Below are 25,608 nucleotides of genomic sequence, written 5' to 3' on the forward strand. Positions count from 1 at the left end.
ATTATGGATTTTGGTCTTTCGGAGGAGCAGAAGCTCATCGTCGAGACGACGCGGGCCTTCGTAGAGAACGAACTTTACCCACACGAGCGCGAAGTGGAACGTACCGGCGTGCTGCGCCGCGAGCTGATCGAGGAGATCAAGGCCAAGGCGATCGAAGCCGGCCTCTATGCCGCCAACATGCCGGCCGATGTCGGCGGCGCCGGGCTCGATACGGTGACCTGGCTGCTCTATGAAAAGGAACTCGGCCGCGCCAATTACGCGCTGCACTGGACCTGCGTGGCGCGGCCCTCCAACATCCTTCTTGCCGGCACGCCGGAGCAGCGCGAAAAATATCTGTTTCCCTGCATTCGCGGCGAGAAATGGGATTGCCTGGCAATGACCGAGCCGGGCGCCGGCTCCGATCTGCGCGGCATGAAGGCAACCGCCGTGCAAGACGGCGACGACTGGGTGCTGAACGGCACCAAGCATTTCATCAGCCATGCGGACCTCGCCGATTTCGCCATCGTCTTCATGGCCTCGGGTGAGGAAGAGTCTTCACGTGGAAAACGCAAGAAGATCACCGCCTTCTTTGTCGACAAGGGCACCACGGGTTTTACGGTGCGCGACGGCTACCGCAACGTCTCACATCGCGGCTACACCAATGCCATCCTCGAATTCGACGATTGCCGGTTGCCGGCCAGTCAGGTTCTGGGCGAGGTCCACAAAGGCTTCGACGTCGCCAATTCATGGCTTGGCGCGACGCGCCTGCAGGTCGGCGCCACCTGCCTCGGCCGCGCCGAGCGGGCGCTTGGCCACGCCATCGAATACGCCGCGCAGCGCCAGCAGTTCGGCCAGCCGATCGGCAAGTTCCAGGGCGTGTCGTTCAAGCTCGCCGACATGGCGACCGAGCTGAAGGCCGCCGACCTGATGGTGTTCGAAGCCGGCTGGAAGTACGATCAGGGTACCGTCACCGACCAGGACATGGCCATGGCCAAGCTGAAGGCCACCGAGATGCTTGCCTTCGTCGCCGACGAGGCGATCCAGATCCATGGCGGCATGGGGCTGATGGACGATTTGCCGCTCGAGCGCATCTGGCGCGACGCCCGCGTCGAGCGCATCTGGGAAGGCACCTCGGAAATCCAGCGCCACATCATCTCGCGGGCGCTGCTGCGCCCGTTCGGGGGCTGAACAGCGCAATGTTTGCATTCCTTCGCGCCCCCCTCTGTCCTATCGGACATCTCCCCCTCAAGGGGAGAGATCGGCCGCCATTCCTGATTTCGCCGGTTATTACCGTTGCATGCCTCGGGCCGGCGGCCCAACTGCCAATCTCCCCCCTTGAGGGGGAGATGCCCGGCAGGGCAGAGGGGGGTCTTCATGCACAAACTTGAACGTCTTTTGCGCCCACGAACGATCGCGGTCTTCGGTGGCGCGCAGGCTGCCGCCGTCGTCGCGCAATCGATCAAGATGGGCTTTGCCGGCGAGATCTGGCCGGTGCATCCGAGCAAGGCCGAGGTCGCCGGCCGCAAGGCCTATCGCTCGGTGGCCGAATTGCCCGGTGCGCCGGATGCCGCTTTCGTCGGCGTCAACCGGCACTTGACCATCGAAGTGGTCAAGGCACTGGCCGAGCGCGGCGCCGGCGGTGCGGTCTGCTTCGCCGCCGGCTTCCTCGAAACCGAGGCCTATGACGAGGACGGCGAGCGGCTGCAGGCCGAGCTGGTCGCGGCGGCGGGCCAAATGCCAATCATCGGGCCGAACTGCTACGGGCTCATCAACTATGCCGACGGCGCGCTTTTGTGGCCCGACCAGCATGGCGGCATCAGGCTGCCAGAAGGCGGTCGCGGCGTTGCCATCATCACCCAGTCGTCGAACATCGCCATCAATATGACGATGCAGAAGCGCGGCCTGCCGATCGCCTTTCTGATGACCGCCGGCAACCAGGCGCAGACCGGGCTTTCCGAAATGGCGCTCGGCCTGATCGAGGACGACCGTGTCACCGCGCTAGGCTTGCATATCGAGGCTTTCGATTCGGTAGCCGGCTTCGAAAGGCTGGCGGCACGGGCGCGCGAGCTGAAAAAGCCTGTCATCGCCATGAAGGTCGGCCGCTCCGAGCAGGCGCGGCAGGCGACCGTTTCCCATACCGCGTCGCTGGCCGGCTCGGACGCAGCGTCCGGCGCCTTCCTGAAGCGGCTCGGCATCGCCCGCATCGATTCGATCCCGGCCTTCATCGAGGCGCTCAAGCTGCTGCACGTCACCGGCCCCCTGCCCGGCTACCGGCTGTCGTCGATGAGCTGTTCGGGCGGCGAGGCGTCGGTGATGGCCGACAGCGCCGAAGACCGCTGGGTGACGTTTCCGCCACTCACCCCCGAGCACCGCGCGCATGTCAAATCGACGCTCGGGCCGCTGGTCGCGGTGGCCAACCCGCTCGACTACCACACCTTCATCTGGAACAACGAGCCGGCGATGACCGCCACCTTCACCGCGATGGTGTCGGGCGGCTTCGACCTCAACATGCTGGTGCTCGATTTCCCGCGCCCCGACCGCTGCTCGGACACCGACTGGTGGGCGACGCTGCGCGCCTTCGAAGTGGCGCTGAAGACCAACAGCGCGCAAGGCGCGATCGTCTCCTCGCTGCCGGAGAACCTGCCCGAGGAATACACTGCCGGCCTGATGGCGCGGGGCATGGTGCCGCTGTTCGGCATCTCCGAAGCCATGGACGCCGCCCAGGCGGCGGCCTTCATCGGCTGGGCCTGGCGCGAGCCGCAGGCGCAGCCGATCGACACTTCGGCGTCCGGCGCGCCGGCCGGCGACCATGTCACGCCGGACGAGGCCGAGGCGAAGGCGCGGCTCATCGAGGCCGGGCTCCCCGTGCCGAAGGGCGAGCGCGCCGGCAACGCGGTCGAAGCTGTCATCTCCTCGATGGCGCTCGGCTTCCCGGTGGCGCTGAAGGCCCTTGGCGTCATCCACAAGTCCGAGCTCGACGCGGTCCGGCTCAATTTGAGGGATGCCGAATCCGTCAGCACCGCCGCCCACGATCTCGGCCCGCTCGGCACGGGCCTTTATGTCGAGCGCATGGTGCGCGACGGCGTCGCCGAGCTGCTCGTCGGCTTCACCCGCGACCCGATGTTCGGCGCGGTGATGACGCTCGGCACCGGCGGCGTGCTGGTCGAGCTGTTGCGCGACAGCGTCACGCTGATGCTGCCGGCGACCCGCGACGATATCGAGGCCGCTTTGCGCGGGCTGAAACTGTTCCCGCTGCTCGACGGCTATCGCGGTCGGCCGAAGGCCGATGTCGCAGCGGCAATCGATGCGATATCGGGCATTGCCGCTTTCGTGCAGCAAAACGCCGGCGAGATCGAGGAACTCGACATCAATCCGCTGATCGTCTGCACCGAAGGCAAGGGCGCCTGGATCGCCGATGCGCTGCTGGTGCTTGGAGACAAGAAGAATGTCTGAAATCATTTCGACCCGCCGCGAAGGCGCTGTCCTCGAAGTCACGCTCGACCGGCCCAAGGCCAATGCCATCGACCTGAAGACGTCGCGGCTGATGGGCGAGACTTTCAAGGCGTTTCGCGACGATCCCGACTTGCGCGTCGCCATCGTCAAGACCGCCGGTGACAAGTTCTTCTGCGCCGGCTGGGACCTGAAGGCCGCGGCCGGCGGCGACGCGGTCGACGGCGACTACGGCGTCGGCGGCTTCGGCGGGCTGCAGGAACTGCGCGACCTCAACAAGCCGGTGATCGCCTGCGTCAACGGCATGGCGGTCGGCGGCGGCTTCGAACTGGCGCTATCCTGCGATCTCATCTATGCATCGGATCACTCCTCCTTCGCGCTGCCCGAAATCCGCGCCGGCACGCTTGCCGATGCGGCGACGATCAAGCTGCCGAAGCGCATCCCCTACCATGTCGCCATGGACCTTCTGCTCACCGGCCGCTGGATGGATGTCGCCGAGGCGCATCGATGGGGGCTGGTCAACGAGGTGCTGCCCAAGGAAAGACTGGAGGACCGCGTCTGGGAGATCGCGCGGCTGCTCGCCAGCGGCCCGCCGCTGGTCTTCGCGGCGATCAAGGAGACGGCCCGGGTCGCAGAATCGCTGACTTTCCAGGACGCGATGAACCGGGTGACGCGCCGGCAACTGTCGACGGTTGACGCACTCTACGGCTCGGAGGACAATCTCGAGGGCTTTCGCGCCTTTGCCGAGAAGCGCGATCCGGTGTGGAAGGGGAAGTAGTGGTATTGCAGGAATGATGGCGCTCACCCCCCTCTGTCCTGCCGGACATCTCCCCCTCAAGGGGGGAGATTGGATGTCATCATCGCTTTCGCGAATTGTCGACGCCGGAGAAAAGGCGGTTTCGCCGAAGCTGCCGATCTCCCCCACTTGAGGGGGAGATGGCCGGCAGGCCAGAGGGGGGTGTTCAGGCGGATTCATTGCGATCCATTCAGCGCCCATGACCGACTACAAAACCCTCATCGACGCCGAGACCTGGGCCTTCATCGAGCGGACTAATTCTTATTATCCGCCCGATACGATCGACTACACCGTCGCCGAGCAGCGCCAGATCTACAACCGGATGTGCCGCGAGTTCTTTGCCGGCTATCCCCAAGGCGTCACGGCGGAAACCACCGCCATTGCCACACCCTGGCACATTCCGATCCGCGTCTACCGCGCCCCGGCGCCGGAAGCTTCGGCGATGGTGCTTTATTTCCATGGCGGCGGTTTTATCCTCGGCGGGCTCGACAGCCATGACGACCTCTGCGCCGAGCTTTGCAGCCGCACTGGCTACGAAGTGGTTTCGGTCGACTACCGGCTGGCGCCTGAGCACCTTCATCCGGCCGCCTTCGACGACGCCATCAGCGCCTTCGAATGGGCGGCGGCGACTTACGAGCGTCCTGTCCTGCTCTGCGGCGACAGTGCCGGCGGCAATCTCGCCGCCGCCGTCAGTCACGCAACGCGCGGCCATGCGCGCAAGCCGATCGGCCAGATTCTGGTCTATCCCGGCCTTGGCGGCGACAGCTCCGCCGGTTCCTACGTCACCCACGCGGAAGCGCCGATGCTTACCGCGCGCGACCTCGTTTTCTACAGGGACATCAGGACCGGTGGCGAGGATCGCACCGGCGATCTCACTCTGTGGCCGCTCGCCGACGCCGAGTTCGCCAATCTGCCGCCCACCGTCGTGATCACCGCTGAATGCGACCCGCTGTCGTCGGACGGCGAAGCCTATCGCGACCGCATCGTTGCCGCGGGCGGGCGCGCCTGGTGGCTCGAGGAGCCGGGGCTGGTGCATGGCTATTTGCGCGCCAGGCACACGGCCGGCCGCGCCCGCTCGAGCTTTACCCGGATTGTCGATGCGGTAGCGGTTTTGGGAAGGGGCGAGTGGATCTGGTGAGGGATGTCTTCCCGACCAGAACGGGCCTTTGTCGGCCGGTACAGCTCTATTTGCGGCGGCGTCGCCGGCCGGAAACCTGCTTCAGCCAAGGTCCTAAATGAAAGCCGCTCATCAGCAGGTACATCGGGACCATGCCGCCCAGCGGTGACGCCTCTTGCCCGGTCGAGCACATCATGTCCGGCGCTCCGCCGAGAAGCGTCAGCAGCGCCATGGTTGCGAAGGTCGGCGCGGCCGCTAAGGACAGCCAGTCGGCTGCGCCAAGGGCGGCCGGGCTCGCATCGCCGGTGGATCCGCCTGCATGAATCTCACTCATGTCCGTAGTCCTACATAGCGAGCGGGATGCGGTCGAACCGTGCATCCCGCTCCTCCAATTGTCCTGGCCGCATTTGCGCGACGCCAAAGACGTTCTATTCGGTGCGGTTCCGGAACGCGGCCTCTCCGGCGTCCGACACCTCGACCCACTTTTTGTCGGGAACGGCTTCGGCGCCGTAATTGTCGTGCCAGTTCCACCACTTGTACGTCGGCGTCTGCGGATAGCCCTCGGGCGAATCCTCCCAAACCTCCTGGCGGCCGAGCGGCGACAGGTCGAGATAGCTCCATACGGTCCCCATCGCCTCGTCGCCGCGGTTGTTGATGAAGTAGGTACGGAACACGCGATCACCGTCGCGGATGAACACGTTGTGGCCGTGCCATTCGTCAACGCCGAAATCGGCATCGAAGCTGTCGGTGATGGTGTACCAGGGCATCTTCCAGTCCATCCGCGCCTTCAGCCGCGCAATGTCGGCCTGCGGTGCGCGCGAGGCGTAGGCAAGCGTGGTATCGCGGGCGTTCAGATGGGCAAGATTGCCGACCTGGTCTGCCCCCAGCGAGCAGCCGCGGCAAGCGTGGTCGGGCCAGCCGAATACGCCGGGCTCGAAGAAGGCGCGGTAGACGATCAGCTGACGGCGGCCCTCGAACAGGTCGAGCAGGCTCACCTTTCCGTCGGGGCCCTCGAACGTATAGGTCTTCTCCACCGCCATCCACGGCATCCGCCGACGCTCGGCGGCCAGTGCGTCGCGAGCGCGGGTCACGGTCTTCTCTTTCACGAGCAGCTGCTGGCGCGCGGCCTCCCACGCGTCAGGCGAAACGACCGGTGGTGTCTTCATCGCGAGCCGCGTCGTCTGCTCGCCTGTGCCATTCTGATGTGCCGTCATTGTGCATCTCCCTTGCTGGTTTGTCGCCGCAGGCGCGACGTGTTGGGTCGTGAGCCAGGATAGGGGCGATAGCGGATTGGCGAGAGTGACAAGTGTGACGCGATTCCGACGGGTTCGCTGATCACGGCCAATTTCGCCGCCCGCGACGCCCCTGCGCTCATTCGTGCCCGGACTGCTGAATGGGCCGAGCGCCGGCCAGATAGCGGTCATTGTCAAACGGCTCGGCCTGGTTGCTATCCGGACTCCACAGCTGCCGGTGGGTTCGTGTGAGATCGCCGAGGTAGACATGCAGCGCACCCGATCGCGCACCGCCCGTATTCGCAACCGCATGAACGGTATTTGACGCCATGTGCACCACGGCAGGCGCTGCGATGTCCTGCCTTTCGGGAACATCGAGTTCGCTGCCGGCAACGGGATAGATGAAGTTCGTCTCGCTGCCCTTGTAGATGCCGATCAAGGCATCCATCAGGTGGTTGTGAGGCGGGTACTGCAGGCCGGGCGACAGAGTGATGTGATAGATCGTCAGGTTCGGACTCGCATGCAGAAGCACCTCGTCGTCGTCTTCTTCGTGAGCGAGTGTTCCCGATGCGTGAAAGCGGTTGGTGTAGTCGCCCAGGACCGTCCTTACCGCTTCGAGGGGATCTGGCCCCTTCGCGGCATTGACGATATCATCGGCAACGGCGTAGAGAGGCGAGTTGGCGGGTAAAGGCATATCAGTTATCCTCCCTGAGATGCTCAGATTGCTTATCTGAGATGCTCACGCTAGCGAATGCTGAGGCCAGCGTCAATCGGACAGCCAGACGGACAAAATATGAAAACGACGAAGTTGACCGCCGAACCGGCAAGATCGGCCACGGTCGAGGCGACAGCACTGTCGGCCGCCGACGTCCTTCGCAGGGAACAGGCATATGAGCAGCTGAGGAACGACATCATTGCCTGCGTTCTGCGCCCTGGTGAAGCGCTGACGGAGAAGCAGATCGGCGATCGATACCAGATCAAAAAGGCGACGATCCGCGCGGCCTTGGCCCGCCTGATGCAGGAAGGGCTGGTCAGGAGCGAGCCGCGCCGCGGCTACGTCGTTGCTACGCTCAGCCTGCGGGATGTCCACGAGATCTTCGATGTCCGCAGCTTGATCGAGCCGGAAGTGTTCAGGGTGGCGGCATCGAACATGACCGAGCGCGGGCTCGAGGATGTCAGGCTGGCAGCGCAAAAAGTGCTGAAGCCGGAGACGCTACGCAGCCACGTCGCCTTCCTTGCGGCCGACCGTGCCTTTCGTCTGGCCCTTGCGGAGCTCTCGGGAAATTTACGACTGGCGCATCTCCTGGACCAGATACTCGACCAGTCGGCGCGGGTTCTCCACCTCGGCTTCAAATCCCGCGACTTCACCCAGCTGATCATCGCCCAGCAAAAGGAGCTGGTCCTTGCCTGCGAGGCAGGCGAGGTTTCCGCCATCGTCAAACTTGCCCGTTCGCAGTGCCTGTCTCTCAAGAAGCAGGTGCTCGAGGCTTTGCTTGCCGGTTCCAAGCTTCAAGACGTCAATTTGCAGCCCTTCGCCTAGAGCCGGTTCCGGTTCTCCTGGAACCGGTAACCCGCTCTAACTATCTGTTTTGCCGCATTTATGCGGACGCCAAATGATTCCATTTGGCTGCAAAATGCTCTAAGGGAAGTTGGCCACTCGGTGCGACCCGCCACCTTGGCGCAACGGCCGCCGGCGGGCCTTGTTTCACCCCACCGCGCGTGCCGCCGCCCGTCCGGCACTGCGGCCGGAAAAGATGCAGCCGCCGAGAAACGTGCCTTCGAGCGCTGCATAGCCGTGCATGCCGCCGCCGCCGAAACCGGCGGTCTCGCCCGCCGCGTACAGCCCCTCGACTGGTTGGCCGCCGGCGCCCAGCACGCGGCTGTCGAGGTCAGTTTCCAGCCCACCGAGCGTCTTGCGGGTCAGGACGCTGAGCCTGACGGCAATCAGTGGGCCATTGGCGGGATCGAGCAGCTTGTGCGGTCTTGCGGTGCGGATCAGCCGGTCGCCGAGATAGGCTCGCGCACCGCGCAACGCAGTAATCTGCATGTCCTTGGAGAACGGATTGTCGAGCTGCCGGTCGCGGGCGCGGATTTCGCGCTCAACCTGCGCCAGTTCGAGCAGCGGCTCGCCGCCGGCCGCTGCGTTCATGCGGGCGACCAGCGCCGGCAAATCAGGCTCGACGATGAAATCCTCGCCCTTCTCCATGAACGCCTTGACCGGCGCGGGCACGCCGCTGGTGGCGCGGCCGAGCACCTGGCGCCAGCTCTTCCCCGTCAGATCGGGGTTCTGCTCGGAGCCCGACAGCGCGAACTCCTTCTGGATGATCTTTTTGGTCAGGATGAACCAGGAATGATCGAAGCCGGTGCTCATGATGTGGCTGAGCGTGGCCAACGTGTCGAAGCCGGGATAGAGCGGGACCGGCAGGCGCTTGCCGCGCGCATCGAGCCACAGCGATGACGGGCCGGGCAGGATGCGGATCGCATGATCGGTCCAGATCGGTGCCCAGTTCCTGACGCCCTCGACATAGTGCCACATGCGGTCGCGGTTGATCAGCCGGCCGCCGGCGGCTTCGGCGATCGCCAGCATGCGGCCGTCGACATGATCGGGAACGCCAGTGATCATGCGTTTCGGCGGCGCGCCCATCCGCTTCGGCCAATTCTCCCGGACCAGCTGGTGATTGGCGCCGATGCCGCCGGAGGCGACGATGACGGCCTGCGCCTTCAGCTCGAAATCGCCGGTGATCTCGCGCGAGCTCTTGCGGCCGCGCTCGGCATCGCTCGCCGCCAATAGGTCGCCGCGCACGCCGTCGACGACGCCGCCCGTCCGCGTCAATTCGTTTACCCGGTGACGGAATTTGAAGCGGATCAGCCCGCGTTTCTCGGCCTCGCGCACGCGCTGCACGAACGGCTCGAGCACGCCAGGGCCGGTGCCCCAGGTGATGTGGAAGCGCGGCACCGAATTGCCGTGGCCGACGGCATTGCCGCCGCCGCGCTCGGCCCAGCCGACCACCGGAAAAAATTTCAGGCCGCGCTGCATGAGCCAGGAGCGCTTCTCGCCGGCGGCGAAGCCGAGATAGGCCTCGGCCCAGCGGCGCGGCCAGAGATCTTCCGTGCGGTCAAAGGCTGCGGTGCCCAGCCAATCCTCGAGCGCCAGCTCATACGAATCGCGGATGCGCATGCGCCGTTGTTCGGGCGAATCGACAAGGAAGATGCCGCCGAGCGACCAGAATGCCTGGCCGCCAAGCGACTGTTCCGACTCCTGCTCGACGATGATGGTCTTCTTGCCGGCCGCAGACAGTTCGGCCGCCGCGACAAGGCCGGCAAGACCGGCGCCGACAATGATCACATCCGCATCGTCGGACATCTATTTGGCCATGATCTTGTACAAAAACCGGTCCAGTTGTGGGATCACGGCCTGCCTAGACTGCCTCCCAGCCTTCCTTCTCGCCGGCGCGGAAGATGGCATCGATGACCTTCTGGTTGAGCACCGATTCTTCCAGGGTGAAGACGCGGTCCTTGCCGCCCTGCGCAGCCCGCGCGAAGGCCTCGACTTCCAGCCGGTATTGCTGCGTGCCGGGAAAGCGGAACACCTGCGCCTCGCTGTGGTTCTGGTTGTGCAGTTCGACGCGATGATGGTCGTAGAGTCCGGCGTTGAACGGTGAGAACACCTCGATGAAGCCCTTCTCGCCGTGAAAGACCATCACCTGGCGTGCCGCCATCTGCGTCGACAGGTAAAACGACAGCTCGAAGTCGCCGAAATCGGCGCGGATCGAGGAATAGATGTCGGTGCCGAACGTCTTGTCGCGCTCGATCGTCGCCTGGACGCGCAGCGGCTCCTTGCCGGTCGAAAAGCGTGTCGATACCGTCGGATAGACGCCGATGTCGGGCAGCGCGCCGCCGCCGAGATCGAGCTTGTTGCGCATGTTGTTGGGGTCGACATTGTAATAGGAGAATGCGCCCTGGACATGGCGCAGCCGGCCGATGGCGCCGCTGGCGATCAGCTCGCGCACCTTGATCCATTGCGGATGGTAGACGACCATGAAGGCTTCGCAGACCAGCACCTTCCTGGCATCGCGCAGCTTGATCAGCGGCGGAATGTCCCTGGCATCGAGCGCCAGTGGCTTTTCGACCAGAACATGCTTGCCGGCCTCGATCGCCTTGGCTGTCCATTCGACATGCTGCGAGGTCGGCAGCGGAATGTAGACGCCGTCGATGTCGCTGGAGGCGAGCAGCTCCTCATAGGAGCCGAACGCGTGGCGCGCACCGAAGCGTTCGCCCAGCGCCCGCGCTTTCGACAGATCGCGGCTGGCAATCGCCGACAGCACGCCTTTCTCCGCCTCGACGATTGCCGGCAAAAGCTGCTCGCGGCCGATCTTGGCCGTCGACAAAACACCCCATCGGAACATCAGGTTTCTCCTCTCGATTGCAGGCCTGGAGGTTTGCCCTAATTCAGGAGAAAAGCCAATGCGGGAGCATGGCGGCGAACAGGGCGATCATCTGCGGCTTGTCCGGATGCCGGCGCTGCCCTTGCGGAACCTGGGTTCCTCGCCCCACGAAGTGGGGAGAGGTGGCTCGGTCCTGCAAAGACTATCCCCGCTTGCCGGTCAGCGTCATGTCGAAATCGACGACGTTGGAGTAAATCGGCGTGCCGACATCCATGCCGTAGCGCGACCGCAGCACCTTGCCGGTGACGTGGAATTTTATCGCGCCCGCCCTGAGGCCGCCGAGCTCGGCCGTGAACTTTTCCTGAAAGGTCTTGCCGCGCGCCGTCAGCCTGCCGGTAACCAGGGCTGACGTGTCGCTGGTGCGTTTGACGCTGGTCGAACGGAACTGGATCTCCGGGTTGTCGGCGGCGTCGAAGACCGCGTCCGAGCGGAGAAAGGCATCGATGCGACTTTGGCCGGTACCGACGCTTTCGGGGAAGATGGTGAAATTGACCTGGGACCGGCCGACGTCGCTGTTGTCGATAAGGATACTGCCCTTGAAGCGGGAGAAAGCACCGTCGAGCCCGCCGCCGCCGAGCTTGCCGATGGAGAAATGGATGCTGGAACTCCCCGGGCTGATCGTGTAGCTGCCGGCCGCCTCGCCAAGGGCAACGGCGGCGAAAACAGGCATGGCAAAACAAGCGGCGGCTGCCGCAAATCCGAAGATGCGCGCGTACATGGAAATGGTCCTCTTGGCAGGCAACGCCTTCTTGCGTCCTCGCCCCATCAACGAATGAGCCGTCCGCTCTATTCCCTGTCGTGATGTGACGAAGCCGTGATCATGCGCGTCAGCACGGTATCCCTCAGCCAGAAATGATGACGCAGCGCTGCGGCCAGATGCAAAGCGACAAGTCCGATGCCGGCATAGGCGAGATACCAGTGCGTCGCTGCCCAGAAGCTTTCTGCCGTGTCCGATTCACCGAGCGGCAGATTGGGCATGACGAACAGATTGAACGGCACGCTCGGGATCTCCAGCACCGAGACCGAGACCAGCGCCCAGCCGGACAACGGCAGAGCGAGCTGAAACGCATAAAGCGCGAGATGGACCAGCGGCGCCGCACGGCGCTCGAAAGGCCCGACCGAGCGCGGCAGCGATGGGGCCGGTCTGCCTAGGCGCCAGGCGATGCGCAGGATGACCAGTCCAAGCAGCAGGAAGCCGAAGGATTTATGCAGCTGGATCAGCTCGAAGGCGGTGCGCTGGCTGGACAGCCGCACCATGACGAAGCCGAGCACGAACTGGCCGATAAAGAGCGCCGCGATCAGCCAGTGAAGGATGATCGCCGTCCAGCCGTAGCCGGCCGTCTGGTTTTTGGGCAGTGCTGACATGGTCGGTGAACGAATGCCAGGTCGGCTTTCTTCCACCTCTCCCTTGTGGGGAGGGTTGGCTTACTCGCCGACCTTGAAAAAATCGACAAAGGCCCTGAGCGCCGGCCGCATCTGGCGGCGGCTGGGGTAATAGACGAAGAAGCCGTCGAAGCGCGGGCACCAGTCCTCCAGCACGCGAATGAGCTTGCCGGCGGCAATTGCGTCGCAGACATAATCCTCAAACACGAAGGCGAGCCCGGCGCCGTCGACCGCCGCATTGGCGATCAGATGGTCCTCGTCGAGGATCAGCGGCCCCTGCACCGCTATCTCGATCTCCTCGCCGTTTTGCTCGAATTCCCAGCGGTAGAGAATGCCGCTGGAGAAGCGGAAGCGGATGCAGCGGTGAGCGGCGAGATCGCGCGGATGCTGCGGTTTTGGCATGGTCTCGAAGTAGGCTGGCGCGCCGACCACGGCGCCGCGAAGGTCTGGTCCGATGCGCACCGCGATCATGTCGCGCTGCAGGCTCTCGCCCAGCCGCACACCGGCATCGAAGCCGCCCTCGACGACGTCGGTGAAGCGGTCCTCGATGACGATCTCCAGCACGATGTCGGGATAGGCAGCCGCAAAGGCGCTGAGCCTCGGCGTCAGCGCCAGGTGGGCCGCGGTGCGCGGCACGGTCAGCCGGAGATTGCCGGCCGGCCGGTGGCGCGCCTCGATCGCCGATTCCAGCGCTAGGTCGATTTCCGACAGCGCCGGCCTGAGGCGCTCGAGCAGTTGCGCGCCCTCCTCGGTCGGAGCGACGCTGCGCGTGCTGCGCGCCAGCAGGCGAACGCCAAGGCGCGCTTCGAGGCTGGACACCGCGTGGCTGACCGCCGATGGCGCGATTGCCAGTTCCTTGGCGGCGCCGCGAAAACTGCCGCATTGGGCGACCGTTGCCAGCACAGCGAGCTGTGAAAGATGGGTTCGCTTCATTGATCTATTTCTTGGAACAGCCCGTGCAAATGAGAGCCGATTATCGAACGCAGGGCAAGACGCTATCTCTGCGGCATCACAACCATCACAACAAGGAGACACGTGATGCAAACCCGCAAGCTTGGCAATGAACTTGACGTCTACCCGGTCGGCCTCGGCTGCATGGGGATGAGCTTTGCCTATGGTGGCCAGCCGGAGGCGGAGGCGATTGCCACGCTGCGCCATGCCGTCGAGATCGGGGTCAATTTCTTCGACACGGCCGAGGTCTATGGCCCTTACGAGAACGAGATCCTGGTCGGCAAGGCGCTGAAGCCGGTGCGTGACAAGGTGACGATCGCAACCAAATTCGGCTTCAAGATCCTCGAAGAAGGCAGCGGCATGGAGCGCATGGCCGGTGTCGATAGCCGGCCGGAGCATGTCAAGGCCGTGGCCGAAGCGTCATTGAAGCGGTTGGATACGGAGGTGATCGATCTCTATTACCAGCACCGCGTCGACCCCAACGTGCCGATCGAGGATACGGTCGGCGCCATGGCCGAGCTGGTGCGCGAGGGCAAGGTGCGGGCGCTCGGCCTGTCGGAGGCGAGTGCGGCGACCATCCGCCGGGCGCATGCCGTGCATCCGATCGCCGCGGTGCAGAGCGAGTATTCACTGTGGAGCCGCGATCCGGAGGAAGGGATATTTGCTGTCTGCCGTGAGCTCGGCATCGGCTTTGTCCCCTATAGCCCGCTCGGCCGCGGCCTGCTCACCGGCACGATCGCCAAGCCCGACGTTCTCGGCGCCGACGACTGGCGCCGCGGGTTGCCGCGCTTCCAGGCCGACGCCATGGCGGCCAATGCGGCGGTCGTCGCCGTGCTGGAAAAGATGGCCGCCGGGAAGGGCGTGACGCCGGCGCAGCTGGCGCTCGCCTGGGTGCTGCATCAGGGCGACTTCATTGTGCCGATCCCCGGTGCGCGAAAAATGCGCCATCTGGAGCAGAATACGGCGGCAGCCGATATCGTGCTAAGCCAGGCCGAGGTGGCATCCATCGGCGACGCCCTGTCGCCGGAAAAGGTGGTCGGCAAGCGCTATACCGAGGAGCTGCTGGCGCTGGTCAACGGGTGAACGGCAATCGACGGCGTAATCGAAACGGGGCGTTTCGGCACCCCTTTTTCGTGCGCCGCGCCATGCAAAATAATTGCGAGACGTGGGCGCGAGATACCCGCCTCTGTCCTGCCGGACATCTCCCCCTCAAGGGGGAGATTGGCTGTTCCCGCGCCCTGCCCGCCCTTCCGGCGCCGGTGATTGGCGAAAGCCGAGGCGACATCCGATCTTCCCCCTTGAGGGGGAGATGCCCGGCAGGGCAGAGGGGGTGCCTCGCGCCGACATTTCCTACCAAGGCACGACACTGATCTCCGGCCAGTTCTCCCTGGCACGCGCGCCCTTCATCTCGTGCGTCTGCCGATTATCCAGTGCACGGTTCGGGGTAACGCGAAACGAGAAGATGTCGTCGAGCCCGAACGGCGCCACGAGCGCGAGTTGCCCATCGGTGCCAAATCTAACGCCGACCGCATGGGTTTTCGAAGCGAAATAGGACAGCGCCTCGGCGGACGACGACAGTCTGGGATAGGAACCGCCAAAGCGCGCCTCAAACCACAGATGCACCCGCGCCTGGTTGCGCACTTCGACCGGCAGCGTCAGTCCTTCGAACTGCTTCGCCGCCCGGCGGATGACCGTGTCCTCGGCTTCATAGGACAGATCGCTCTCATCGAAATAGAACAGGTCGACATCCCGGATGCCGTACCCCGAGGGCTTTCCGGTCAGATGATTCCAGACGCTGTTGTAAAGCGCGCCGGACACGACCAGCCAGTCCCGCAGGTCAAGCGCCCGCACTCGCGACAGCGTCTCGCCAATCAGCGAATCGGCCGAGACGATATCGAGAAAGGCTGCACGCTGTTCCTCAAAGGGCAGCCCTGAATAGCGCAAATGGTCCATCGCCCTTTGGACGGCGATTCGCCATATGTCCGCAAGCTCAGCCGCGCAGCACGCCGCCGGTCTGCTTGCCGACATTCTCGACGATGCGCTTGGCCAGCGCCTCGAAATCCTCATCGGTCAGCGTCTTTTCGACCGGCTGGATCGACACTTCAATGGCGATCGATTTTTTCGCCGCGCCGAGCGCTGCACCCTCGAAAACATCGAACACCGAGACGCCGGAAATCAGCTTTCGGTCGGCGGCAAGGGCGGCGCGAACGAGTGTGCCGGCTTCGACCGCCTTGTCGACGACGAAGGCGAAATCGCGCTTGACCGCCTGGAAGGCGGACAGATCAAGCCTCGGCTTCGTCCGCGTCGGCTTGGCCTTCGGCTCGGGCACCGCATCGATGAACACTTCGAAGCCGCAGAGCGGGCCGGAGACGTCCAGCCCCTCCAGCGTCTTCGGGTGGAACTCGCCAAACGTGCCAAGGATTACCTTCGGCCCAAGCTTGATCGTGCCGGAGCGGCCGGGATGATACCAGGCCGGACCGCCGGCCTCGATCTGCAGCCGCTCGACCGGCGCGCCGCAGGCTTCGAGTGCTGCGATCGCATCGGCCTTGGCATCGAAGACGCCGACGGCGCCGGCATTGCCGGCCCAATGGCGGCCGGAGCCCTCGAGCCTGGCGGTGCCGCGCCGCACGCCGGCGGCAACACGCCGCTGCTGGTCGGCGCCGTCGCCCTCGTAAGTGCCCGACACTTCGAACAGCGCGACATCGCCGATGCCCCTGTCGGCATTGCGCTGTGCTGCCGCAATCAGCCCCGGCAGCAGCGACGGCCGCATGTCCGACATATCGGCGGCGATCGGGTTGGCAAGCTTCAGCGCCTGCTCGCCGCCGCCGAACAATTCGGCGTGTTTTGCCGGAATGAACGACCAGGTGACGGCCTCCATCATGCCGCGCACGGCAAGTGCCCGCTTGGCGGCGCGGGTGCGGATCTGCAGCACAGTCAGGATCCTGGCGTTGACCGCATCGTGCGAACCGAGCGGCTGCGGCGCGATGTTGTCGACGCCGTGGATGCGCATGACCTCCTCGACCAGGTCGGCCTTGCCGTCGACATCCGGCCGCCAGGACGGGACCGCCACATTGACGACATCGCCCGTGCCCTCCGGCCTGAAGCCGAGGCGGGCAAGAATGTCGAGGCTTGTCGAGCGCGGCACTTCGATGCCGGTCAGCCGCTTCACTTCCGACAATGGGAACGAGACGATCTTCGGCTGATGGCCGGCATAGCCGACGACTTCGCGTTGCGCCGGCGTACCGCCGCAGAAATCGAGCACCAGCTTCGTTGCCAGCTCCAAGCCGGGAATCATCATTTCCGGGTCGACGCCACGCTCGAAGCGGTAGCGTGCATCGGTGATGATGCCGAGCGTGCGGCCGGTGCGGGCAGTCGCGATCGGATCCCAAAGCGCCGACTCGATCAGCACGTCGGTGGTGTTCTCGTCGCAGCCGGAATGCTCGCCGCCCATGATGCCGGCAATCGATTCGATGCCGTCCTGGTCGGCGATGACGCACATCTCCGTCGTCAGCGTGTATTCGCGGCCGTCGAGCGACAGCACCTTTTCGCCATCGCGTGCCCGGCGCACGGCGAGATTGCCGGTGACCTTCGCAGCGTCGAAGACGTGCAGCGGCCGGCCGCGGTCGAAGGTGACGTAATTGGTGATGTCGACCAGCGCGCTGATCGGCCTCAAGCCGATGGCGAGAAGCCTTTGCTGCAGCCATTTCGGCGACGGTCCGTTCTTGACGCCGCGCACCAGGCGCAGCGCAAAGCCGGGACAGAGCTCCGGCGCTTCGATCGTCACCTTGACCGGCGTCTCGCCCTTGCCGGGGATCGGCTCTATCGGCGCGCTCTTCAGCGTGCCGAGCCCGCTCGCCGCCAGATCGCGGGCGATGCCATGGACACTGGTCGCATCCGGCCGGTTCGGCGTCAGATTGATCTCGATCAGCGGGTCGTCGAGATGGGCATAGGCGGCGAAGCTGGTACCGACCGGCGCATCGGCCGGAAGGTCGATGATGCCGTCATGCTCCTCGGACAATTCGAGCTCGCGCTCGGAGCACATCATGCCGTGGCTTTCAACGCCGCGGATCTTGCCGACGGTCAGTGTCACGTCGATGCCGGGAATATAGGTGCCCGGTGCTGCAAAGGCGCCGATCAGGCCCGCGCGGGCGTTCGGCGCTCCACACACGACCTGCACCGGCGGCTTGCCGTCGCCGGTGTCGACGGTCAGCACGCGAAGCCGGTCGGCGTCGGGATGCTGGACCGCCGTCACCACCTTGGCGATGACGAAGGGAGCCAGCCTCGCCCGGTCGTCGACATGCTCGACCTCGAGGCCGATCGAGGTGAGACGCTCGACGATTTCCGCCAGCGAGGCGTCGGTCTCGAGATGATCCTTGAGCCAGGAGAGGGTGAGTTTCATGACTGTGTTCCGTCTGGTCTGGGCACGCTGCACTTGAAGCTATGCGGCCGCGCGTCGGACATGTGCAGGAAGGCGAGCTGCCCGCGGATTTGCTGCGGCCCGGTCGTCACGCGCTCAAGCCCCCGAACAGCGTCGGCATGTCAAGCGGCCTAAAACCGTAATGCGACAGCCAGCGCACATCGGCGTCGAAGAAGGCGCGCAGATCCGGCATGCCGTATTTCAGCATGGCGATACGGTCGATGCCCATGCCCCAGGCGAAGCCCTGGTATTCGTCGGGATCGAGCCCGCCGTAACGGAGCACATTGGGGTGGACCATGCCGCAGCCGAGAATCTCCATCCAGTCCGACCCCGCGCCGAAGCGCACCTCGCCGGGCCGCGAACGGTCGCACTGGATGTCAACCTCGAGGCTGGGCTCGGTGAACGGGAAGAAGGACGGCCGGAAGCGCATCTTGACGCTCGGCACTTCGAAGAAGGCCTTGCAGAACTCCTCCAGCACCCATTTCATGTTGGCGACGTTGGCCGACTTGTCGATCACCAGCCCCTCGACCTGATGGAACATCGGCGAGTGGGTGGCATCGGAATCCTGCCGGTAGGTCTTGCCAGGGATGACGATGCGGATCGGCGGTTTCTGCATCTCCATGGTGCGGATCTGCACCGGCGAGGTGTGGGTGCGCAAAAGCTTGCGCTCCCCCTGCTCGTCCGGCTGGAAGAAGAACGTGTCGTGCATCTCGCGCGCCGGGTGGCCTTCCGGGAAGTTCAGCGAGGTGAAATTGTAATAGTCGGTCTCGATGTCCGGACCTTCGGCGATGGCAAAGCCGAGATCGCCGAAAATCGCCGCGATCTCGTCGATAACCTGGCTGATCGGATGGATGCGGCCGCGCTCGGCCGGCGATTGCCTGACCGGCAAGCTGACGTCGACCTTCTCGGCGGCAAGCCGTGCCGTGATCGCCACATCTTTCAGCTCGGCGCGGCGCGCCGAAAGTGCCTCGGTGACGCGGTTCTTGAGGCCGTTGATCGCCGGGCCCTTGACCTGGCGCTCCTCGGCGCTCATCGAGCCGAGTGTCTTCAGCATCTCGGAAACCGAGCCCTTCTTGCCAAGGGCAGAGACACGCACCGCCTCGATCGCCTGCTCGTCGGCGGCCGAGGCGATCTCGGCCATCAGGGAATTTTCGAGAGTTTCCATGTCACTCATGTTCCAGATCCGATTGGAAGCAAAGAAAAACCCGCGCCAGCCCTGCCAGCGCGGGTTTCCCAAATCAAGTGTCGAATAGCTTGGGAAGCGCTGGTCTTAAGCGACAGCGCTTTCAAAAGCATTCGGCGTGGTATTCTTCAGGTATTCGAGCGCGACCTTGGCCTTGGCCACGAGTGCGGCGAAGGCCTGCGGCTCGTGGATGGCCATGTCCGACAGGATCTTGCGATCGATCTCGATCCCGGCCTTGTTGAGACCGTCGATGAAACGGCCATAGGTCAGGCCATGCTCATGCGTCGCCGCATTGATGCGCTGGATCCACAGCGCGCGGAACGAACGCTTGCGATTCTTGCGGTCGCGATAGGCGTACTGCAGCGACTTTTCCACCGCCTGCTTGGCGATGCGAATGGTGTTCTTGCGGCGGCCGTAAAAACCCTTGGCGGCTTTCAGGACCTTCTTGTGCTTGGCGTGCGAGGTGACGCCTCTCTTTACGCGTGCCATGTCATGATCTCCTTAAAAGCAATTCCAGGAAAAGTGCCTGGCGGTTTTCCGTTCGGAATTGCGTAAAACAAATGCGTGCCCAGACCGAATGCCCTTATTTTGGCGCATGATGTTTTCCAAAAAGTCTGCAACTTTTTGGCATCATGCCCTAGAGGCCGTTCGGCAGAAAATTCTTGATGACCTTCTTGCCATCCGGCTCAGCCAGAACCATCGTGCCGCGGGCATTTCGAATGAACTTGTTGGAACGCTTGATCATGCCGTGACGCTTGCCGGCCGCAGCCGACAGAACTTTACCCGTACCTGTGATCTTGAACCGCTTCTTGGCGGCCGACTTGGTCTTCATCTTGGGCATTTTGCTACTCCGTTTATATGCGCACCAATGCGCCTTTTGTTCGCTTCAGGCCGACCAAAGCCCGAAAAGCAAATGAAACCGCCACGGCATGCCCTGCCGGGCGGTTTTTTGGGAACGGCGGTCCTATACGTCAAAGCGGGCTGGCGCGCAACACCCCGTGCCGAGCAACACTGTACTCAGCAACACTGCACTCAGGGGAAACGGAACAGCACCGGCAATATGCCGGACTGCTGGGCGCCGTCGATCAGTTCGAAAGCCGGCAAGGCAACCAGGAAGACCAGACCGTCCAGCAGCGTGGTTCGCAGCAGGCGCGGCTTGAAGCTGCCGGTGTCGCCTTCCTGATACAGCGACAGTTTCGGGAAGAAGCGCGGCACTTTCGCCAGGTAGGCCTGGTATGGCGCGCCAAGAACCTCTTTGAGGAATTTCTCCTCGCGCAGGATAACGATGTAAAAGGCACCCGCGCAGAGCGCTCCAAAGCCGATCGTGGCCGAGATGGAGCCGATCTGTGCGCCGACACCGGCGGCAGCTAAAGTCGAGAAGACATAGAGCGGGTTGCGGGTGATCGAATAGGGTCCGCCGGTCACCACTTCGGAGGATTTGCGTCCACCAATATAGAGCGTCGACCACAAGCGTCCGACGATGCCGAGAAAGATCAGCACGACGCCGACCATTTCGATCGTTTCATGCACAGGCGTATCGGGCGGAAAAACCGACTGCCCGAACAAAAGCATCGCGAAAAGGACGACGACGACGACGGCAAGCACCATCCTGCGCGTGTGCTGGTAGCTGCCCAGCCCATATTTGGCTTCCGAATGCTTGACGTCATTGACCATGTCGGGAATCCGATCGTCGAGGGAACCAGAGCGTCTTTGCTCTCGCCGGCGATCGCAGCGTGTGGCCAAGAAAACAGGCGCCCCGCCGATCGCCGGGACGCCTTGCAACATGATTCAGGCGGATTTTATGCACCTCGCCCAAAAGTGCGCAGCGGTTTTGCGACAACGACATGCACAAAACAGAACTAAAGCGCAACGCGCTTTAGCGGGGCGCCAGCACCATCATCATCTGACGGCCTTCGAGCTTCGGTTCGGCTTCGACCTTGGCGATGGGCGCCACTTCCTCGCGAACCTTGTTCAGAAGTTGCATGCCGAGTTCCATATGCGCCATCTCGCGACCGCGGAAGCGCAATGTCAGCTTGACCTTGTCGCCTTCCTCGAAAAAGCGCCGGACGGCCTTCATCTTGGTCTCATAGTCGTGGCTGTCGATGTTCGGGCGCATCTTGATCTCCTTGATCTCGATGACCTTCTGGTTCTTGCGCGCCTCGGCCGCCTTCTTCTGATTGGCGTATTTCAGCTTGCCGAGATCGAGGATCTTTACGACGGGCGGCACTGCATTGGGCGATATCTCGACCAGATCGAGCCCCGCCTCTTCGGCGAGCAGCAATGCATCGTTGATGGAGACATCGCCGCGGTTCTGGCCTTCGGCGTCGATTAGCTGGACCCGGGGAACCCGGATGTCACGGTTGGAGCGCGGGCCTTCCTTGGTGGGCGCCGCTGCTTTGAAAGGTCTGCGAATGGTCGTGGTCTCCTTGAGCCGTTTCGTTAAGGGGTTCTTCAGTTCAGAATTGCGAACGCGCAATGTGGTGAGCGCGCGGTCGGAGTCAATAGCACAGCATTCTCAGGAAATCACCTGCTCGATGGAATGCTCCTCTGCACCAAGCGAAGAAAGTGGCGGAGCACTTTTCGTTGAATGCCTTGCTGTGTCAAAAGACCGGCGAGAGGGAATACACCATGACCACCACCCCGATCTTTCTGGACGTCGACGGGACGAGCATCGCCGTCAGGCATGCGACAGGTGCCGAGCCCGGCATCGTCTGGCTCGGCGGCTACAAATCGGACATGCTGGGCACCAAGGCCGAAACGTTGTCGGAATGGGCGCGCAAAGAAGGTCGCGCCTTTCTGCGCCACGATTATTCCGGCCACGGCGAATCGGGTGGCGCCTTTGCCGACGGCACCATCTCGAAATGGCTGGGCGAGAGCCTGGCGGTTTTCCGCCGCTTCACCCAGGGCAGGCAGATCCTGGTCGGCTCCTCGATGGGCGCCTGGATCGCGCTGCGCATGGTGCAGGAATTGCGCAAGGCGGGCGAAAACAGCATCGCAGGTCTTGTGCTGCTGGCCCCGGCGCCCGATTTCACATTCGAACTGGTGGAGCCGGTGCTGACCGGGGCGCAGAAGCGCAACCTCAGGAAAAAGGGCTTTTTCGAGGAGCCGTCGGACTATTCCGCCGAACCGTACATCTACACGCGCGCACTGATCGAGGACGGCCGCAACAACCGGGTGATGACCGGGCCGATCGACACGCACTGTCCGGTCCACATCCTGCAAGGCCTGGCCGATCCCGACGTGCCGTCGAGCCATGCGCTGAAGCTGGTCAGCCTGCTGCCGGCCGACGACGTCACGCTGTCGCTCATTCCGGACGGCGACCACCGCCTGTCGCGGCCTCAAGATCTCGACATGCTGGTGCGGGTAGTGGACGCGATAGTGCTGCAGGCGGGATAGATTCAGCCGTTGCGGAACGTATAAGCATATCCGTTGATGGCCGGAGCGCCGCCAAGGTGGGCGTAGAGCACTTTCGATCCCTTGGGAAAATAACCCTTGCTCACGAGATCGATCATGCCCTGCATGGATTTTCCCTCATAGACCGGATCCGTGATCATGCCTTCAAGACGCGCGCAGAGACGGATTGCTTCCTTCGTCTCCTGCGAGGGGACGCCGTAGACCGGATAGGCATAATCTTCGATCAGGACGACATCGTTCTCATCGAGCTCCTTGCCGAGTTCGACCAGCGTCGCGGTGCTCTGCGCGATCTTGAGCACTTGCGCCTTGGTCTGCGCCGGGGTGCAGGATGCGTCGATGCCGATCACCTTGCGCTCGCGGCCGTCCTTGGCGAAGCCGACCAGCATGCCGGCGTGAGTCGAACCGGTGACGGTACAAACGACGATGTAGTCGAAGGCAAAGCCGAGCTCCTTCTCCTGCGCGCGGACCTCCTCGGCAAAGCCGACATAGCCCAGGCCGCCATATTTGTGTACCGAAGCCCCGGCCGGAATTGGATAGGGTTTGCCACCCGTGGCCTTCACATCCGCGATTGCCTGTTCCCAGCTTTCCCTAATCCCGATGTCGAAACCCTCATCGACCATCTGGACATCAGCGCCCATGATCCGGCTCAAAAGGATATTGCCGACGCGATCGTAGACGGCGTCCTCGTGGGGCACCCAGCTTTCCTGCACGAGGCGGCATTTCATGCCGATCTTCGCCGCGACGGCCGCCACCATGCGCGTATGGTTGGATTGGACGCCACCGATCGACACCAGCGTATCGGCGTTTGAGGCGATCGCGTCCGGGACGATGTATTCGAGCTTGCGCAGTTTATTGCCACCGAAGGCAAGGCCGGAATTGCAATCCTCCCGCTTGGCATAGAGATCGACCTTCCCGCCGAGATGACCACCAAGCCGCTCCAGTTTCTCGATATGGGTCGGCCCGAATGTGAGCGGATAACGTTCGAATTTCTCGAGCATGAGAGTGCCCTCGCTTGTTCCATTCATTGCGGTGTGGTGCGATGAACACTATCAGCTCTGCCTTGAAATGTGCTCTCAAAGATCGAGCCCACAATATCCAAAATATCGCTTCATGGCGTTGAAATGTCATATATATTCGATTCTTAATCCGAATAACGGAAGAATCTTTCATGCGCGCAGCGCTCGACCGGATCGACCTGAAAATGTTGCGCCTGCTCCAGGGCAATGGGCGACTGACCAACGCGGAGCTGGCGCAGTCGGTCGCTGTTAGCCCGGCGACGTGCCACCGCCGGACGCAACGCCTGATCGATGACGGCTACATCAGCCATGTCAGGGCGATGGTGACCCCGCAGAAGGTCGACAGAGGCGCGTTGGTGATGGTTGGCGTCGTACTCGACCGTTCGACCCCGGAGAGTTTCGCGGAATTCGAAAAGGCCGTCGCCAAACTGAAATTCATCCTCGACTGCCATCTGGTGGCAGGCGACTTCGATTATTTTCTGAAGATCAGGGTTGGTGACATGGCGGATTTCAACCGAATCCACGGGGATCAATTGATCGCACTGCCTGGCGTTCGCCAGACGAGAACCTTCTTCGTGATGAAAGAGGTCGTCGACAATGCGCCTCTGGATTTTTGAACGGACGGCTTCGAAGCGTCAAACCATTGCACTAAGCCAGCAGACGCGATCGGCGCTGGATTTTCACTACGAACCGTCGGCGGCATTGCCCCCTTACGGGGCTTGGCTGCTCTTTTCCTCGAAATGCTCAAAAAGCGATAATCATTTCAGCCGCTTGTCCGGTTTTGGCGGTTGCTGTCTTGAATCGCCGTTTTCTTCATCCCATTTCGATTCCACGCAGCCGGAATTGGCTGTCTCCAACTGAAGGATTGGGAGAAATGAACACATCTGCATTGATCCGTCCGGCCTGGACGCCGGCGACCATCGCGTTGATGGTGATCGGGTTCATGGTGTTCTGGCCGCTCGGCTTCGCCATGCTCGCCTACATCATCTGGGGCGACCGGCTCGAGGGCTTCAAGCGCGACGTCAACCGCGCGACCGACGGCATCTTCGCCGGCTGCCGCCGCGGCTCCGACAAGGCCGCGCGCTGGGGCCATGGCTCCGCCCGCACCGGCAACGTCGCTTTCGACGACTGGCGCGAAAAGGAACTCGAGCGGCTTGCCGAGGAACGCCGCAAGCTCGACGAGATGCTGAGCGAGTTCGATGAATATGCCCGCGAATTGCGCCGCGCCAAGGACCAGGAAGAGTTCGACCGCTTCATGGCCAACCGCAACAAGTCGACATCGCCCACGACCGGCGGGTCAACCGGCTCGACGACGAACAACAAACGCGGCGGCAACTCCACGCCAGGCCTGCTCGACGAGTAAGGTCCCGTGCCCAGATAGATAATCCAACGGCGTCGCGTCAGCGGCGCCGTTTCTTTTTTGTTCTAGTCGTTTCCCTCGAATCACGTATCGTCCCGGAATGTCCTTCGGCTTCTTTCGCACCCCGACGAAACCCAAGCCCACGCCCGTCGTGGAGCGCGAGCATTGCGTTGCCGGCCGCACGCTGCCGCTCAAGATCGTCGAGAACGACCGCGCCCGCCGCCTGACGCTGCGCATCGATTCCGGCGGCCGCGGTTTGCGCATCACCGTGCCGCCGGGGCTGCGCCGCGGCGAGGTGGAAAAATTCCTCGACCGCCATCAGGACTGGCTGGAGCAAAGGCTGGCCAAGGTACCCAACCGGCCGCAGGTGCGGCCCGGCATCAAGGTGCCGGTGCGCGGCGTGCCGCATCGCATCGTCCATGAACCGTCGAAACGCGGCACCGTCACGCTGTCGCGCGACGAGCGCGGGCCGCTGATGATCGTGCATGGCGAACGCGTGCATCTGCCGCGCCGCATCGCCGATTTCCTCAAGCGCGAAGCCAAGCGCGAGATCGAAGCGCTGGTGACCAAGCACAGTGCTGCGGTCGGCAAGCGCGCCAAGGCGATCCGCTTCAAGGATACGTCGAGCCGCTGGGGATCGTGCACGTCGGACGGCAATCTGTCGTTTTCCTGGCGCATCATGATGGCGCCGCGGCCGGTGATAAACTACCTCGTCGCGCATGAGGTGGCGCATCTCAAGGAGATGAACCACGGCCCGAAATTCTGGAAACTATGCGAGCAGCTTTGCCCGGATACCGAGCGCTGCAAGGACTGGCTCAAGCGCAACGGCGGCGCGCTGCAGGCGATCGCGTTCGAGTGAGTTTAT

27 protein-coding genes are annotated in these 25,608 nt (G+C 63.4%); 11 read left to right on the top strand and 16 right to left on the bottom strand.

Annotated features, from left to right (window positions below; all coding sequences use genetic code 11):
- Positions 1-3 precede the first annotated feature (3 nt).
- The 4 genes from NKI18_RS22175 to NKI18_RS22190 all read left to right on the top strand — a co-directional run bounded on the left by NKI18_RS22175 (position 4) and on the right by NKI18_RS22190 (position 5,363).
- Positions 4-1,167, top strand: coding sequence for an acyl-CoA dehydrogenase family protein (locus tag NKI18_RS22175; protein WP_352619386.1), 1,164 nt, complete (start codon positions 4-6; stop codon positions 1,165-1,167).
- A 186-nt stretch (positions 1,168-1,353) separates the two neighbouring features.
- Positions 1,354-3,432, top strand: a complete 2,079-nt coding sequence (locus NKI18_RS22180; RefSeq protein WP_352619385.1) for an acetate--CoA ligase family protein — start codon at positions 1,354-1,356, stop codon at positions 3,430-3,432.
- Positions 3,425-4,207, top strand: coding sequence for a carnitinyl-CoA dehydratase (locus NKI18_RS22185; protein ID WP_352451620.1), 783 nt, complete (start codon positions 3,425-3,427; stop codon positions 4,205-4,207). Before NKI18_RS22180 ends, NKI18_RS22185 begins: the two co-directional genes overlap by 8 nt.
- Before the next feature lie 217 nt (positions 4,208-4,424).
- The gene (locus NKI18_RS22190) at positions 4,425-5,363 is read left to right on the top strand and encodes an alpha/beta hydrolase (RefSeq protein WP_352619384.1); all 939 of its coding nucleotides are present in this window, start codon (positions 4,425-4,427) and stop codon (positions 5,361-5,363) included.
- A gap of 46 nt (positions 5,364-5,409) precedes the next feature.
- Here the strand turns inward: NKI18_RS22190 and NKI18_RS22195 are convergent, their stop codons facing one another.
- From NKI18_RS22195 to NKI18_RS22205, 3 genes are all read right to left on the bottom strand, one after another.
- Entirely contained in the window at positions 5,410-5,676 is a 267-nt protein-coding gene (locus NKI18_RS22195; protein WP_352619383.1) for a hypothetical protein, read from the bottom strand.
- A 94-nt stretch (positions 5,677-5,770) separates the two neighbouring features.
- Positions 5,771-6,556, bottom strand: a complete 786-nt coding sequence (locus NKI18_RS22200) for a DUF899 domain-containing protein (protein WP_023677589.1) — start codon at positions 6,554-6,556, stop codon at positions 5,771-5,773.
- 157 nt (positions 6,557-6,713) lie between these two features.
- Positions 6,714-7,268: an autotransporter gene (locus NKI18_RS22205; protein WP_352576296.1), complete on the bottom strand. Its 555-nt coding sequence runs from the start codon at positions 7,266-7,268 to the stop codon at positions 6,714-6,716.
- 99 nt (positions 7,269-7,367) lie between these two features.
- Between NKI18_RS22205 and NKI18_RS22210 the strand changes: the two genes are divergently transcribed.
- Entirely contained in the window at positions 7,368-8,114 is a 747-nt protein-coding gene (locus tag NKI18_RS22210; RefSeq protein ID WP_352619382.1) for a GntR family transcriptional regulator, read from the top strand.
- Positions 8,115-8,279: 165 nt separating this feature from the next.
- Here NKI18_RS22210 and NKI18_RS22215 read toward each other — a convergent pair whose 3' ends face one another.
- From NKI18_RS22215 to NKI18_RS22235, 5 genes are all read right to left on the bottom strand, one after another.
- The gene (locus NKI18_RS22215; RefSeq protein WP_352619381.1) at positions 8,280-9,938 is read right to left on the bottom strand and encodes an FAD-binding dehydrogenase; all 1,659 of its coding nucleotides are present in this window, start codon (positions 9,936-9,938) and stop codon (positions 8,280-8,282) included.
- Between the two features lie 55 nt (positions 9,939-9,993).
- Positions 9,994-10,980: a Gfo/Idh/MocA family protein gene (locus NKI18_RS22220; RefSeq protein ID WP_353020473.1), complete on the bottom strand. Its 987-nt coding sequence runs from the start codon at positions 10,978-10,980 to the stop codon at positions 9,994-9,996.
- A gap of 181 nt (positions 10,981-11,161) precedes the next feature.
- Positions 11,162-11,737 (bottom strand): YceI family protein, encoded by a 576-nt coding sequence (locus tag NKI18_RS22225; RefSeq protein WP_352619379.1) that lies wholly within the window; start codon positions 11,735-11,737, stop codon positions 11,162-11,164.
- A gap of 68 nt (positions 11,738-11,805) precedes the next feature.
- Complete coding sequence (locus NKI18_RS22230) at positions 11,806-12,384, bottom strand: cytochrome b (protein WP_352619378.1); 579 nt, start codon at positions 12,382-12,384, stop codon at positions 11,806-11,808.
- A gap of 60 nt (positions 12,385-12,444) precedes the next feature.
- A complete protein-coding gene (locus NKI18_RS22235) occupies positions 12,445-13,335 on the bottom strand; it encodes a LysR family transcriptional regulator (protein ID WP_352619377.1) in 891 nt (296 codons plus the stop codon).
- Positions 13,336-13,440: 105 nt separating this feature from the next.
- Here NKI18_RS22235 and NKI18_RS22240 point away from each other — a divergent pair, with 105 nt between their 5' ends.
- A complete protein-coding gene (locus NKI18_RS22240) occupies positions 13,441-14,436 on the top strand; it encodes an aldo/keto reductase (protein WP_352619376.1) in 996 nt (331 codons plus the stop codon).
- Between the two features lie 267 nt (positions 14,437-14,703).
- Here the strand turns inward: NKI18_RS22240 and NKI18_RS22245 are convergent, their stop codons facing one another.
- From NKI18_RS22245 to infC, 7 genes are all read right to left on the bottom strand, one after another.
- Entirely contained in the window at positions 14,704-15,306 is a 603-nt protein-coding gene (locus NKI18_RS22245; RefSeq protein WP_352619375.1) for a nucleotidyltransferase family protein, read from the bottom strand.
- Between the two features lie 37 nt (positions 15,307-15,343).
- The gene (gene pheT / locus NKI18_RS22250; RefSeq protein ID WP_352619374.1) at positions 15,344-17,752 is read right to left on the bottom strand and encodes a phenylalanine--tRNA ligase subunit beta; all 2,409 of its coding nucleotides are present in this window, start codon (positions 17,750-17,752) and stop codon (positions 15,344-15,346) included.
- A gap of 106 nt (positions 17,753-17,858) precedes the next feature.
- Positions 17,859-18,944 (bottom strand): phenylalanine--tRNA ligase subunit alpha, encoded by a 1,086-nt coding sequence (gene pheS / locus NKI18_RS22255; protein ID WP_353020477.1) that lies wholly within the window; start codon positions 18,942-18,944, stop codon positions 17,859-17,861.
- 96 nt (positions 18,945-19,040) lie between these two features.
- Positions 19,041-19,442, bottom strand: a complete 402-nt coding sequence (gene rplT, locus NKI18_RS22260; RefSeq protein WP_006201247.1) for a 50S ribosomal protein L20 — start codon at positions 19,440-19,442, stop codon at positions 19,041-19,043.
- Between the two features lie 148 nt (positions 19,443-19,590).
- Complete coding sequence (gene rpmI, locus NKI18_RS22265; protein ID WP_006201248.1) at positions 19,591-19,794, bottom strand: 50S ribosomal protein L35; 204 nt, start codon at positions 19,792-19,794, stop codon at positions 19,591-19,593.
- Between the two features lie 191 nt (positions 19,795-19,985).
- Positions 19,986-20,627 (bottom strand): methyltransferase family protein, encoded by a 642-nt coding sequence (locus NKI18_RS22270; RefSeq protein WP_352619373.1) that lies wholly within the window; start codon positions 20,625-20,627, stop codon positions 19,986-19,988.
- 202 nt (positions 20,628-20,829) lie between these two features.
- Positions 20,830-21,366: a translation initiation factor IF-3 gene (gene infC / locus NKI18_RS22275; protein WP_023677573.1), complete on the bottom strand. Its 537-nt coding sequence runs from the start codon at positions 21,364-21,366 to the stop codon at positions 20,830-20,832.
- Positions 21,367-21,581: 215 nt separating this feature from the next.
- On the opposite strand from infC, the gene NKI18_RS22280 reads away from it, so the two are divergent.
- Positions 21,582-22,349: an alpha/beta hydrolase gene (locus tag NKI18_RS22280; protein WP_352619372.1), complete on the top strand. Its 768-nt coding sequence runs from the start codon at positions 21,582-21,584 to the stop codon at positions 22,347-22,349.
- A 2-nt stretch (positions 22,350-22,351) separates the two neighbouring features.
- On the opposite strand, the gene NKI18_RS22285 is transcribed toward NKI18_RS22280, so the two are convergent.
- Positions 22,352-23,365 (bottom strand): 1-aminocyclopropane-1-carboxylate deaminase, encoded by a 1,014-nt coding sequence (locus NKI18_RS22285; protein ID WP_352568473.1) that lies wholly within the window; start codon positions 23,363-23,365, stop codon positions 22,352-22,354.
- 170 nt (positions 23,366-23,535) lie between these two features.
- On the opposite strand from NKI18_RS22285, the gene NKI18_RS22290 reads away from it, so the two are divergent.
- The 4 genes from NKI18_RS22290 to NKI18_RS22305 all read left to right on the top strand — a co-directional run bounded on the left by NKI18_RS22290 (position 23,536) and on the right by NKI18_RS22305 (position 25,602).
- Complete coding sequence (locus tag NKI18_RS22290; protein ID WP_352619371.1) at positions 23,536-24,000, top strand: Lrp/AsnC ligand binding domain-containing protein; 465 nt, start codon at positions 23,536-23,538, stop codon at positions 23,998-24,000.
- Entirely contained in the window at positions 23,981-24,244 is a 264-nt protein-coding gene (locus NKI18_RS22295; RefSeq protein ID WP_352568475.1) for a hypothetical protein, read from the top strand. Before NKI18_RS22290 ends, NKI18_RS22295 begins: the two co-directional genes overlap by 20 nt.
- A 13-nt stretch (positions 24,245-24,257) precedes the next feature.
- Positions 24,258-24,746, top strand: a complete 489-nt coding sequence (locus NKI18_RS22300; protein WP_023677569.1) for a DUF2852 domain-containing protein — start codon at positions 24,258-24,260, stop codon at positions 24,744-24,746.
- 97 nt (positions 24,747-24,843) lie between these two features.
- Entirely contained in the window at positions 24,844-25,602 is a 759-nt protein-coding gene (locus NKI18_RS22305) for a M48 family metallopeptidase (protein WP_352451640.1), read from the top strand.
- Positions 25,603-25,608 lie beyond the last annotated feature (6 nt).

This window comes from Mesorhizobium sp. M0800 (assembly GCF_040320095.1).
Lineage (GTDB): Bacteria > Pseudomonadota > Alphaproteobacteria > Rhizobiales > Rhizobiaceae > Mesorhizobium.

Excerpts from the sequence above, each read along its gene's own strand:
- NKI18_RS22220 (WP_353020473.1), bottom strand. The coding sequence starts at position 10,980 with ATGTTCCGATGGGGTGTTTTGTCGACGGCCAAGATCGGCCGCGAGCAG.
- NKI18_RS22300 (WP_023677569.1), top strand. The coding sequence starts at position 24,258 with ATGAACACATCTGCATTGATCCGTCCGGCCTGGACGCCGGCGACCATC.
- NKI18_RS22270 (WP_352619373.1), bottom strand. The coding sequence starts at position 20,627 with ATGGTCAATGACGTCAAGCATTCGGAAGCCAAATATGGGCTGGGCAGC.
- NKI18_RS22285 (WP_352568473.1), bottom strand. The coding sequence starts at position 23,365 with ATGCTCGAGAAATTCGAACGTTATCCGCTCACATTCGGGCCGACCCAT.
- NKI18_RS22280 (WP_352619372.1), top strand. The coding sequence starts at position 21,582 with ATGACCACCACCCCGATCTTTCTGGACGTCGACGGGACGAGCATCGCC.
- NKI18_RS22225 (WP_352619379.1), bottom strand. The coding sequence starts at position 11,737 with ATGTACGCGCGCATCTTCGGATTTGCGGCAGCCGCCGCTTGTTTTGCC.
- NKI18_RS22240 (WP_352619376.1), top strand. The coding sequence starts at position 13,441 with ATGCAAACCCGCAAGCTTGGCAATGAACTTGACGTCTACCCGGTCGGC.
- NKI18_RS22230 (WP_352619378.1), bottom strand. The coding sequence starts at position 12,384 with ATGTCAGCACTGCCCAAAAACCAGACGGCCGGCTACGGCTGGACGGCG.
- pheS (WP_353020477.1), bottom strand. The coding sequence starts at position 18,944 with ATGAGTGACATGGAAACTCTCGAAAATTCCCTGATGGCCGAGATCGCC.
- pheT (WP_352619374.1), bottom strand. The coding sequence starts at position 17,752 with ATGAAACTCACCCTCTCCTGGCTCAAGGATCATCTCGAGACCGACGCC.
- rplT (WP_006201247.1), bottom strand. The coding sequence starts at position 19,442 with ATGGCACGCGTAAAGAGAGGCGTCACCTCGCACGCCAAGCACAAGAAG.
- NKI18_RS22215 (WP_352619381.1), bottom strand. The coding sequence starts at position 9,938 with ATGTCCGACGATGCGGATGTGATCATTGTCGGCGCCGGTCTTGCCGGC.
- NKI18_RS22295 (WP_352568475.1), top strand. The coding sequence starts at position 23,981 with ATGCGCCTCTGGATTTTTGAACGGACGGCTTCGAAGCGTCAAACCATT.
- NKI18_RS22210 (WP_352619382.1), top strand. The coding sequence starts at position 7,368 with ATGAAAACGACGAAGTTGACCGCCGAACCGGCAAGATCGGCCACGGTC.
- NKI18_RS22195 (WP_352619383.1), bottom strand. The coding sequence starts at position 5,676 with ATGAGTGAGATTCATGCAGGCGGATCCACCGGCGATGCGAGCCCGGCC.
- NKI18_RS22290 (WP_352619371.1), top strand. The coding sequence starts at position 23,536 with ATGCGCGCAGCGCTCGACCGGATCGACCTGAAAATGTTGCGCCTGCTC.
- NKI18_RS22175 (WP_352619386.1), top strand. The coding sequence starts at position 4 with ATGGATTTTGGTCTTTCGGAGGAGCAGAAGCTCATCGTCGAGACGACG.
- NKI18_RS22305 (WP_352451640.1), top strand. The coding sequence starts at position 24,844 with ATGTCCTTCGGCTTCTTTCGCACCCCGACGAAACCCAAGCCCACGCCC.
- NKI18_RS22245 (WP_352619375.1), bottom strand. The coding sequence starts at position 15,306 with ATGGACCATTTGCGCTATTCAGGGCTGCCCTTTGAGGAACAGCGTGCA.
- NKI18_RS22180 (WP_352619385.1), top strand. The coding sequence starts at position 1,354 with ATGCACAAACTTGAACGTCTTTTGCGCCCACGAACGATCGCGGTCTTC.
- NKI18_RS22190 (WP_352619384.1), top strand. The coding sequence starts at position 4,425 with ATGACCGACTACAAAACCCTCATCGACGCCGAGACCTGGGCCTTCATC.
- rpmI (WP_006201248.1), bottom strand. The coding sequence starts at position 19,794 with ATGCCCAAGATGAAGACCAAGTCGGCCGCCAAGAAGCGGTTCAAGATC.
- NKI18_RS22185 (WP_352451620.1), top strand. The coding sequence starts at position 3,425 with ATGTCTGAAATCATTTCGACCCGCCGCGAAGGCGCTGTCCTCGAAGTC.
- NKI18_RS22200 (WP_023677589.1), bottom strand. The coding sequence starts at position 6,556 with ATGACGGCACATCAGAATGGCACAGGCGAGCAGACGACGCGGCTCGCG.
- NKI18_RS22235 (WP_352619377.1), bottom strand. The coding sequence starts at position 13,335 with ATGAAGCGAACCCATCTTTCACAGCTCGCTGTGCTGGCAACGGTCGCC.
- NKI18_RS22205 (WP_352576296.1), bottom strand. The coding sequence starts at position 7,268 with ATGCCTTTACCCGCCAACTCGCCTCTCTACGCCGTTGCCGATGATATC.